Raw genomic sequence first — 11316 nt, forward strand, 5'->3', positions numbered from 1 at the left:
GCAAACATCGAGCGACGCTACGAGATCGAAGGCATATAGCCCGTCCGCTGCATCACTGGCACAGCGTTCACCGCTGGCCGGTGATGGATCGGCTTGCGGGCGCCACTCATGTTGAGCAAAGGCTGGGTTCTTAGCCGGTGACGTCAATGCCTGTATGAATAGTCCATGACCCGAATCAGCGATGAGGACGAACTATCCGAGCCGGTCCGCATACTTGTGGATAGTATTCTCCGCCATGCGAATTTCCCCGGAATCGACCAACTGATCGAGCAGGCTTCCACTGTGGCCGTTGTAGGCGGTCCAGTCACTATGCTTGACCTTCGCTCAAGCCCGGACCATGCAGCGTCTGCCTTCACCAATGGCCCAATTCCCGTTTCAGTTGAGGTCTTCGACGTCTCAGGTTCATCCATAGGCGAGCTGCTCGTCTGGGTGGACGCAGGCCGTCTAAGCGCACTGGAATTCGCGTGGTGGACCGATGAGCGTCCAGCTCAGCTCCCTCATCCGAGTCAGCTAAAGATCAGTCAGAAATGAGCCCCAGTAATTGGACGCCCACCGCCCGGTGAGGCCGCCGATACAAGTCACCTCGCACCGATGTCCGTTGAAGGATCCCCTAGCGGGCTTGCCACCGTCTAACAATCGCCCTGACGAGTTGTTCACCGACTGCCTTCAAGCCGCACCCATGCGGGTGGTACTGGTCTCGGATGGCAACCCCGCGCGTAGCGCCGTGCAACTAGTCAGTGACTTCCCTAACCTTCGGCCGACGCCAGAATCTGGACCAAGTCACCCCTCAATTCTGCAACAACCGCCTTTTCTACACCTACGCGAGACCCAAACTCCCAGTCATCTATAACCCTAAGTGCCTCTCCGGCGCACTTTTCGAGCAACATAAGTTCGTTTAGAACAAGGGTGAGGTCGATGTCGCCAGAGTAATTATCATCATCCTCATATAGTTCACGGTCAGCGTTACTTGGACGAATACCATCATAGATTGATAGTAAGTAATCTGTAAGACTCTCAATCTCCCGCACGGGAGCAATCAAGGCCTGCTTTGAAGCATTTTTTGCAACTGTGGAGATAGCTTCATTGGCACACTGACTGAGGATTCTGAGCTCTTCAGGAGTCATTAGCAGGTTAATCTGCCCATGGATTGTCGGCCTAGATAATGATGTCCGTATCAACGCTGCCTCTTGAAGTAATCGAGAGTTTCACGAAAAGCTGTTCCGCCATCTGAATCACCAGGGTTACGAACTACGAAGGTGCCATCGAGCCAATAGGCAGTTCGCCCGCCGCCCAAGGACTTTGATTCACCTTTCAGTATGACCTCCTCGATCAGGCCTGCAAACTCAGCTCTTGTCCGCACATTAGGATACTCACCCTTTTCGACTACATGCTTGTCGAACGAATGCCCAGAAGCGATCTCCTGACCTGCCAGCTGGGCACTTAGTCGCCCCGCACTGGCTACGCTAGTAGCGGCTGAGCGTGCCGCTGCTTCGGCTTGGGCTGCCCGACCTAGGTTCGCTGTAGCGGCCACGCTGGCGGCGTGCATGACGGCGTTTTGCGCGGCCAAGGCTGCGCCTGTGTCCGCTCCGCGGGTGTCGCCCGTGGACTGGCCTCCTTGGCGTACTGCTGGTGAGGTGAAGGTGGAGCCGCCTTGACGGACGGCCGGGGTGGTGAACCTGGTGCCTCCGAGGGAGGACGCCACATACCCTCCGCCGATTCCCCCAGCAACTGGTTGGATGGCGGGGAGGGAGACGGTGACACCTCCCACGGAACGGTAGGCCGAGTAATCGAAGGAACCCACCGCTGCCGGAGCTGCCGCGGGAGTACTGGATGCCGAGGAAGCAGACGACTGCTCCCAAGGCCATCGGATCGTGGGCATCGTGAACGTCGGCCACTTGATAGTCGAAAGCGCCGCACTAAGAGCCCCGGCAAGTGCTAAACCTCCCAAAAAGATAATGTCGGCACCCGGGTCGAGTCCGGAGGGGTCGGATTGGTTGATCGGATCGCCCCAGGAGTAGGAGTAAGGGGTGAACCCTTCTGCCTTGTCGGTGTGCAGGATGGGGTCTGGGGTGGTGAACGCGCCGGTGACGGCGTCCATGTCCCGCGCCCCGAGGTGGGTCAGGGAGCTGACGGTGTCATCGAGTCCTGCGATGAAGCCATTCGCTGCGCCGAACCCGTTCGGGTTCGCGGCGTTCGAACCAACTCCTGCCGTGGCTGCGCCGGCGGCCGTATAGGCGTTGTTGCCGGTGCCAGTGAGGTTGGCGCTTCGTGCCAGCCCGTAGGGGTCGGTGTACCGCTGGGTGGCGGTGATGGGACCGGCACCAACGGTGGGTTGGGTGATGGTCTGTGCCGTGTTGACTGCGTCCCCGACGATCAGGGAGAGCTTGACTACACCGCCGGCGGCTGTGCGCTGGGCGACGGTCTTTCCCGCGAAGTCGTAGGTGCAGGTCGCGGTTTTCACGCCACCTGGGGTGGAGTGTGCCGTGACCGAGCCGAGGGTGACGGTGGTCCCGGAGCCGTCGACGATGCCTACGAGGTTGCCGTCGGCGTCGTAGTACCTGGTGCCGAGACTGCCTGCGCCTGTGGTGGGCCCGGGCGGTGTTCCGTTGGTCGCTCCCGGGTTCGGGTTCGCAGGGACGGTGCTCGTTCCCGTGGTCGTGGCCAACCTGCCATCGGCTGTGTAGGTCAGCGTTTGTCCTGCCCGGCCGGTCATGCGTCCGGCTGCGTCCCAGGTGAAGGTCCGGGTCGTTGGTGTGCCGTTGACGGTGGAGACGATCGAGTCGACCTGGTGCGGTCCTGCGGTGCCGGGGGCTGCGTAGTTGTACTGTTCGGTCACGGCCAAGGCACCGGAGGCGTTGAAGCGCTTGACCTGGGAACGGTCACCGGCTGCGGTGTACGTGTAGGTTTGCGCGTATGCTGCGGGCCCGCCGAGCCCGGTGACACTGGTTGAGGCCGATGTCGGGGCGGTGGTGCAGGCCTTGGACGCGGGTGTCCACACGGCTTCCAGGCGTGAGGCGTAGTCGTACTCGTAGCACTGGTAATCCGTGGCCACGCCCGGGCGGCTGGTGAAGGCCAGTTCCCGTGCGGTGAGCTTACCCGCTGCACTGTAGGTGTACGTGGTTTTGCCCAGGTCCGAGATGGTGCCGCGGGTGTTGTTCGTCGTCCATTGACTGTTCAGACGTCCCGTTGCGGCGTCCCAACCGAAGTAGACGTTATTCGTGCCGGTCATGTTCGAGGTGCCGGCACCGGCAGAGGTGGCAGCGTCGTGCTGGAGGAAGGTGGTTAGGAATCCGAGGTTGTCGTACTGGGCGTTGCCGCCGAACTGGTCACCGTTGGTGTTCCAGGTCGAGGACGGGTTTTCGAACTCGTCGTAACCGTACTTGACCGTTTCCGCCGGCAGCCCGCCAATGGCCGGTTTGACGGCCATGGTCAGTTTGCCCGAGGTGGAGTAGGACTGGGTGGTGGTGTAGGAACCGTTGAACCCGGTCAGCCCCGACGGGAAGGTAACGGTCGTCGTGGACGGCTGATACGCGTTGTTGTACCCACTGAACGCGGTCGTCACCGGCTGGTCGTAGGCGGCACCGTTGTTCCTGGTGCTGCTGCTCGGCTGGCCCTTGACTTCCTGGTCGTAGGTGTGGGTTTCCAACGTCTTGGCAGTGCCGCCGGACACGGTGACCGTCTTGGTGGTGGGCCGGTCCAGGGTGTCGTAAACGTACCCCGTGACCGTGCCCATGGCGTCCGTGGTGGATGCGGTACGACCGGAGGCATCATAGACGGTGCTGCGGGTGCCCGAGTCCGGGTCCACCGCACCGGTTTCGCGGCCTGCGGCATCATACGTCCAGGTCCACAGGTTCGCCCCGTCCCCCATACGGACGAGCTGCCCAAGGGCGTCGTAGACGTAGGTGGAGGTATCAGCGGCGCCGGTTGCTGTGGTGCCATGGTAGAGGGACCGGGACTCGGTGTTGCCGTCGAGGTTGACGATGGTCTTGACCGCAGCCTCGGTGCCCGGTCCGGTTACCGTGGTGGTGTCCATGCCCGTGTAGGTGATCTGGGTGGCCCAGAGTTCCTGGGTGTCGCCGGTCATGGCCCGGACCTTGGTGGGCCTGCCCGCTGCGTCGTACTCGTACTTCGTCGAGGACGGCACGGCCAGCTGCGGAATCACGAGGACCCCGTCCGGAGCGCCGGAGGTGAAGTAGTTGTTATTGACAGTGCTCTTCGCCCCGCGGGAGTCATACCAGGTATCGGTGAGGATTTTGCCGCCACCTGGTGACAGGTTCTGGGTTTGCCGTACGCGGCCGAGCCCGTCGTAGATGGTGTAAGAGGGAACAGGTACCCCGTTGCCGGCAATCGTGACGGTCTTCACCCATGACGGATCGGTCTGGGAGAGGGAGTAACTGGTCTCTACTGTCGGGGTCGGGTTGGTTGCGACCGGGCGCATCGGATCCCATTCACCGATGACGCGTCCGGAGTTGTCATACCGGTAGGAGGTGACCTTGCCGTTCGGGTCCGTTTTGGTCACCGGCTTGCCACGCATCGAATCAAGGGTGACCGTGGAGACCCAGCCCATGGGGTTCGTCTGCGTGATAGTTGTGGGAAGACCAGTCGCGGGTGCGTAGGTTGTGGTCGTGTCCCGGGCCGTTCCGGTGCTGGTGTCGCTGGACTTGGTGACCCGGCCGAGCGCGTCGAACGTCGCTGTCGGCCCCTGCGCCCAGGTGGTCACGGCCGTGCCGGACACGGCGGTGGCCTTATCCGAACGTTTCGGGTTGCCCTTGGTCGGGGCCGTGTAACCGGCCGAGCCTGGAACCGCGGCCGTCGAGGCGTCGTACAGGGCCCTGTCGGCCTTCAGCAGGTTCCCGTTCGGGCCGGTGCCGGTGCATTCACCGGCATAAGTGTTAGCTGTCGCCGGCAGGGACAGGATGTTCGCGGTGGTGTTATCCGCATAAGCGGTGACCACGCAGCTTTCGTCACCGGTCACGCCTATTTCCCCGGTCGAGGACGTTCTGATGGCCCGGCCGTAGGAGTCGTAGTCTGTGCTCGTTTGCGTCACGCGCATGGACGCTGACTTGCTGGTCGTGGTTTTCTTCGTCACCGAGTCCGTGCCAAGGTGACGGGCCTGCGCCGAACCCAACGCCACCGTGCTGGTCGCTGTCGGGGCCGAAGCCCACGGCACGGTGATCGTGGTACCCATCAGGGTGCCACCGTCACCGGCGTAACTCTGCTTTTCGACTTCCTGCCCGGCGAACCACACCGAGTCGGTAATGACCGTGCTGTCTGACAGGGTGACCGTGTCGGTGCGCAGACCGCCTGTCTTGTTCGACGGGGTACCGTTCAACCCACGCAGATACGTCGTCACGGTGGTCGGGTTCGACGCCGCCGTCCCGACCTTGGTCTTCACCTGCGACCAACCGGCCAGGGAGGACCAGGTGATGTTCTGCCCGGCCGTGCCGGAAACATACTTCGGTGCCGCGTACTTCCACGCCGGGGTTCCGACATACCCGTAAGAGGTCACCATGTCCAGACCGCCCGTGCTACCGGGGCCGGCCTTGCTGACAACCGATTCCACCGGGTAAATGTTGAAGTAATCCGTCCGGGCGGGTTGCGGGATCGGGGTGGTTGGGGTCCACCGTTGCGGGTAGCAGCGCTTCGTGTTCGTCTCCGGCGAGGCCGGCAGGTTCGTTTGTGAACACTCCGCGGCCTTGTAGGTGACCTGGATACTCGCACCGGTAGCGGTCTTGATCGTCGAGAGACGGTACCGGTCAAACGGCGCCAAACCGTCCGTGGCCCACACACGGTTGTGCAGTGGCTGGCCGGTGAATACAACGGCCGGATCCGTCACCCAGCCGCCGGACCCGGAGGTCTGGTTCGAGCCTTGGTGGATCACGTTTCCGAGCCAGAGGGCGGGTTTGGTTCCATCACCGGGATCGGGCATGGCATGGAAGAACGTCCAGAAGTCCGTGTTGCCGTAACCTGCCGGATTGACGGAGAGGGACTGGCTGATGACCGTCTGCAGACGGTAGAAGGTGAAGAACGTCGGCGAGTACGTGCTGCAGGTCCCGGATGAGGCACAGAGGAATTCAACGGGCACGTCCCCGTTGGGGGTGGGGCACCCCGTGACACCTTCGCAGCGGCCGGTGTAGTTGAAGTTCACATGGATCGGCGCTTGCGTGGACAGTTCCGTCCCGGCGCGCATGCCGTAATCGACCCGGGACAGGCGGCTGGCACGGTGGTAGGCCTGCAGGGGGCCTGTGCCGGCCTGGGACTTGTAGAAGTTCGTGTCCTGGGTATAGAAGAAGCCCTGGGAGTTGCCGTTCAGGTCCACGACGTAGTCCAGGTTCCACGCATAGGCCTGCATGCAGGACGAGCTACCGAACCCAGCACTGTTGTAGCAAGGCTGACCGGCAAGGCCATAGACGGGGACGATATCCGCGGAGTTGTTTTCCTTGCCCGGTGACCATCCCGGGATGCGGTTCACACCGAACCAGTACTGGGTGCCGTTCGTGTCGGTGAGTCGCCAGTAGCCGCCATCGAAGGTGCCGTTGGCCGCGCCGGTGAGGTACTCGAGCTTGGTGTTGTCATCGTTCTGGAGCTTGTACACCCCGGTGGCCGCGTCCCGGATCACCAGACCCGAACGGCCGCCAAAGGAAATCGTGAACTGCTGCCCGCTCGGGTTCCCGCACAAGTCGTAGGAGTTCGCGACGCCCTGGTCCATGCAGGAGACGAACTTCTGCTGGATCTGCCCGCCGCCGGTCAGGGCCCACCCATCCCCTACCGGGGAGGCCTGGTTGTTCGTGGAACTGGTCAGACCGTCGACCCGGGAGGAGTCATAGGAGATCCCCAACGCCGGTGTGGCACCGGCAGGGGCTTCACGCAACGAGAACGGGTAGCTCCACGTGAACGAACCGGTCTGTCCTGCCACACCCCACGTGCCCGAGGACGTGCCAGGCAGGGCGGTGAAATCACCGGAGCCCTTGTCGTTGCCCGGAACCGGCGCCATCGGCGCCGCGGCCGGGGCCAACGGGATCGGCCGTACCGGTACCGAACGGGTCCCGGCCTGGCCTGACACATCGGCCGGGAACAGGCTTGGATCAACCGTAGGAGTAACCCCGGTTCCTATACCTTCGATTTTCTTCCCGAAGCCCCCTGCTTCGGGATTGTCCACGATCTGGTGCTCATCGGTCGTGTCCGTGCCCGGGGCCCATTCCTTCACGGGGACGGGTTTGACGGTGTTGACGTGGTCCGGAGATTCCCAGGGGGCCGTGACGTACACGAAACCAGCGCCGGAGGCGATGACCGCGGCCGAGACCACACCCGTGATGGTGGCCCGGGTTTTGGACCGGGTCAACGAAGAGAAGATTTTCACTTCAGCAGGCCTTTCGAAGTGCTCGTGAAGGAGTACTGGTTTGCGTCCTTGAACGTTCCTGGCTTCAGGACACCCTGGGTCAGGATGGGTTTGTAAATGTTCCCGATGAAGTTGCTGCCACCGAGCTTGACCGGATCGCTCGATGCGGCCGTTTTATGGGAGACCGGGGACGCTGCTTTGATCCAGGTGCCGCTGCCGTTGGTGTCGGTCTTGGTAATCCGGAGTTGAGCGTTGATCTCGTCATAGATCGCAGAAACATAAGCCCAGCGCCCCGAAACGAGGTCCTGCCCGATAACGCTTTCGGTGCCACTGACGCTCGCCCAAGCAACCAACTCAGGCTTCCCATCCGTCCGTGCCCGCAAAGCAGCTGCCGGCCCGGTGCTGGTCCACTGGACAATCAGGTCCTGCACGGTGGTGCCCGTCGCCGAGGTGGGGCAGAACCATCCCGAGACGCTGAAGCTGTTTGACGGGTCAATCACCCGTCCAGCTGTTTGCGCGGTCGAGGTGCCATTCGGGAAGGTCAGCATCTGAGGCGTCTCTCCGAGATCACCGAACGGGACCTGGCCACAGGTGTTGGCCGTCCCGGGCTGGGGCGTCGCCCACCCGGTTTGGCCGTTCAGTGTCAAGGGAGCGAACGTCGTCGGACGGACAGAGCCTGCCCCAACGGTAAAGCGGTAGGAGGTGCCGGTGGCGTTGTGCAGCGGGAGGCTGCTGACGTTGCCAGCACTGTCAAAGGCCCACACCGTCAACACCGTGGTCTCATCCAACGCGGCAATCCTGATGTCGGCGCTCATCCCACCGGCAGGGCAGACCGCCACGTATTCCTGGATCCGCGGGTCCCCGCAGCGGATGCTCTGAGGATAAGAAGATGCCGGCCATGCACCGGAGGTGATAGAGAAAACAAACCCTTCAGCAGGGTGGGAGCCTGCAGGCAGATTCAGCCGAAAATCATAAATGGTTTCACCAATGACACCATCGTTGTCAGCGTGGGTGGCACCGGTGGTCAACTTCGCCGGATTATTCGGGAGGTTGATTTCGGCGATCTCGGGGGCCGCGGGCGGTGTGCTGTCGACCTTGAAATTAAACTTCATGGTCCCCGAGTACGCGTTCCACCCATCTTTGGACTGGGACTGCAGGTAATACTCACCGTCAGGCAAGGAGACGTCGATCGCCCAAGGGAATTGGTCACCCGCGGCCGCTCCTGAGATCGGACCGCTGCCACGCACCAGTGCCCCCGCCTTGGTGTAGACCTCCATGTAAACGTAGATGGGTCCACCCTGGGCCCCATCCGGGTCGCTATCCGAGACCTGGAAAGTTGGCTGGTTGTTGCGGGTTACATAGTACGCACCGTGAGCGTAATCCCACGGTGTGCCCGCCCACTTGCCGCCACTGATGGTCGTGATGACCGGAGTGTTCGGCGCTGAATTGTGCGTGACAATGATTGAGGCGCTGTTTTGGAACTTCTTCCATCCCAACGGGTCGGACTCGTTACCGGCGGCCAGCATGATCGTCCAGACAGACTTGTTCAACAGCAGCGATTTGCCTGCCATCAGGTCAAACCCGACAGTCCCGGCAGGGCAGGACGCGTTGTAGCCCTTCGCGACCGCGCCCATGTCCGTGCGCATCCGCAGCACGGGCTGCGCGTTCCACCGGGTCGTGGAATACACCGGGTCGGTGATCCAGGACGCAACATTCGCCGGCGTGCACGACGAAGACCAGGTCTCCACCGTGTTCAGTTTCGCCTGCAGGATGTCCTTGCCCACGAAGTACGACGAATCGAACTGGTAGTACGAGCGGGCCAGGTGGTTGACGCCGTCCGGGGCCCAGTAATTCGGCAGGAAGCCCACGTGGACCTGGCCGTCCGTGAGGTTGCCGTTCCAGTACGACGTCTCGGGGTAGGCGCTGTCAACGAAAATGTAATTGGCCTTGTAAATGGTCCAGTCCGGGTCCACGTACACCGGGAACGTCAGGTTCGCGGTGTCAAGGATCTGGTCCATGCCGAAGATCTGGGACTGTTTGCCGTCCTCGGTACCAAGGGTGAGGCTGAACGGCCGGGCAACGCCCATGCCTCCAGGATCAGTGGCCGTTGCCCCCTCGACCGAGGAATCCCACCACAAACCACCGGTGTTGCGCAGCGCCACCTCGCCGGAGTCAGTGCCCTTGGCCGTCAGGCTGCCGTCTGTCTGCTGCTCCACCACGGCGTTCTGGGAGTCCAGGAAGATCCGCATTTCTGCCACGCGTGGATCCTTCGCAGCCTCCGCGGTTTCGATCTTCAACACCTGGGAGATACCCGTCTTATGGACCAGCTGGATCAAGTCCACGCCCGGCAACACTTGCCGGAACGTCGCGGAGTTACCCTCAACAACGGGCTCGGGCAGCGTCCCGAACGGCCAGGACTGCGTCAGTGAGTGACCCTTCTTGTCATCCAGGCTCGCTATCCTGTCACTGCCGCCAGCGCCCACGGTGATGTCCACCGGCACGTTCTCCGGCTTCAAAACACTCACACCATTCACGGTGGTCCGGACCAGGTCAGTGGAAATGTCCGTCCAACCAGCTTCGGTCTTCATCCGCACCGGATCCGTGTCCACGGTCGAGGTGAGTGTTCCGTCCGGGTGAGCCACGGTGAGCAGCGTTGGCGTTGTGGCGTCTTCCACCACGACATCGGTCGACGTCGCCTGGGCCTGGGCAACAGCCGCAGCCTCGGAACCTGTGTTCTCGGTAGAGACTGCGGGCGGCTCAGTGTCGGCCTGGGCTGCCGGAATCGACAGGCCCGCGGCCAACAGGCTCAGGCCTGCGACCGGCACGCAGGCACGGCGAAGCAGGGCGAATGACTTACGCACTAAAGGGACTCCTTCTGGAGTAACAGAACTCGACAGAGGGAGATAGACGCAGTCCCAAACCCCCAAAGACGACTAGCGAGAGAAGACTAAACCGCCATTAAGGGTTTTACCAAAGTAAATCCAGTCAACACACAGGAAGACGCCTTACTATTTGCGCTTAAACCACCGCAACTTGGGGTGATGCAACCTTTGTAGGTTTAGAGACATACCCTTTCCTGCCAACTTGTCGTCGCGTCTAGGCGTCATCTTCACGTAACAGAAGCAACAGTGCGTTGTGTACCGGCACCGTCCAGAGACTCGCTAGTGGCTAATCGAACACCTCAAAACAGCCAAGCCCAGGGGCAGCGGATCAACTGTCCGGTAGAGGACCCCCAATCGAACGCAACGTCTCCTCAGCCAGTGGCTTAGGGACGGCGCGTTGGGAAGCCTGCAAGCTCGCTACACGAGTGCTCTACAATCGTTGATTTCACAGCCCATCGCTGCCGAATGACAACGACGTCTACAAATCGCCCAGAGCCGATTCCGCACTCTGACTACCGGCGGATCCGCCGTTTTGTGGACAACTGGGCTCGGCTCAACAACGACACCTCAACCTCTGAGTGAACCGAACGCACTATGTCAGAGCGTCGTGTGATGATAGTCGAGATCCTACAAAGGGTGGGACCAATCGAATGGGGGTACGACCGTGGCAGATGCAGTGATCAAAAACGTCCGAAAGGATTGGGCAGGCGACATCACGCACGCCGGCGTAAAGGGTCAGTGGGAATGGTCGGTTACACAAATCGTGTCGTCTATTGAGTCGCGCACCAACACGTTCTTTGTCAATTGCCCGCAGCGGGCAGACGTCATCGTGGCGCAAACTACAGCTGGGCGGAAATTCCTCAAGACAACGGCTGACACCACGACCAAGAACAATCTTGATAACCTTCCTCCGCTCTAGCTGAAACATCAATTCCTTTGAAGCACCTTGTACTCGGTGCCCGGAGTTACTCCGCGCACCGAGTACAAGGTGTCCGCTCAGGGATCCTCTATCGGACTCCGGCTCTCGAGGCGCCTATCCCGGCTGCCGAGTTCGACCGGTCTCGTAATGAAGGACGCCCTTGTGTTGCAATGCGA

At 61.6% G+C, this 11316-nt stretch carries 5 protein-coding genes; 2 read left to right on the forward strand and 3 right to left on the reverse strand.

Annotated features, from left to right (window positions below; genetic code table 11):
* Nucleotides 1–165 precede the first annotated feature (165 nt).
* Entirely contained in the window at nt 166–531 is a 366-nt protein-coding gene (locus tag AB0N65_RS20465; RefSeq protein WP_364166063.1) for a hypothetical protein, read from the forward strand.
* A 215-nt stretch (nt 532–746) separates the two neighbouring features.
* On the opposite strand, the gene AB0N65_RS20470 is transcribed toward AB0N65_RS20465, so the two are convergent.
* Genes AB0N65_RS20470 through AB0N65_RS20480 form a run of 3 tightly spaced genes read right to left on the reverse strand, consistent with a single transcriptional unit; the run spans nt 747 to nt 10200 of the window.
* Nucleotides 747–1124: a hypothetical protein gene (locus AB0N65_RS20470; protein WP_364166065.1), complete on the reverse strand. Its 378-nt coding sequence runs from the start codon at nt 1122–1124 to the stop codon at nt 747–749.
* 50 nt (nt 1125–1174) lie between these two features.
* On the reverse strand, nt 1175–7360 hold the full coding sequence (locus tag AB0N65_RS20475) for an RHS repeat-associated core domain-containing protein (protein WP_364166068.1): 6186 nt from the start codon (nt 7358–7360) through the stop codon (nt 1175–1177).
* Nucleotides 7357–10200: a hypothetical protein gene (locus AB0N65_RS20480; protein ID WP_364166071.1), complete on the reverse strand. Its 2844-nt coding sequence runs from the start codon at nt 10198–10200 to the stop codon at nt 7357–7359. Before AB0N65_RS20480 ends, AB0N65_RS20475 begins: the two co-directional genes overlap by 4 nt.
* A gap of 685 nt (nt 10201–10885) precedes the next feature.
* Here AB0N65_RS20480 and AB0N65_RS20485 point away from each other — a divergent pair.
* On the forward strand, nt 10886–11140 hold the full coding sequence (locus AB0N65_RS20485) for a DUF3892 domain-containing protein (RefSeq protein WP_364166074.1): 255 nt from the start codon (nt 10886–10888) through the stop codon (nt 11138–11140).
* Nucleotides 11141–11316: the final 176 nt, after the last annotated feature.

The organism is Paenarthrobacter sp. NPDC089322 (genome assembly GCF_040684895.1).
GTDB lineage: Bacteria > Actinomycetota > Actinomycetes > Actinomycetales > Micrococcaceae > Arthrobacter.

Bases quoted from the DNA above. Each gene is read 5' to 3' on its own strand.
- AB0N65_RS20465 (WP_364166063.1), top strand. From the start codon at position 166: ATGACCCGAATCAGCGATGAGGACGAACTATCCGAGCCGGTCCGCATA.
- AB0N65_RS20470 (WP_364166065.1), bottom strand. From the start codon at position 1,124: ATGACTCCTGAAGAGCTCAGAATCCTCAGTCAGTGTGCCAATGAAGCT.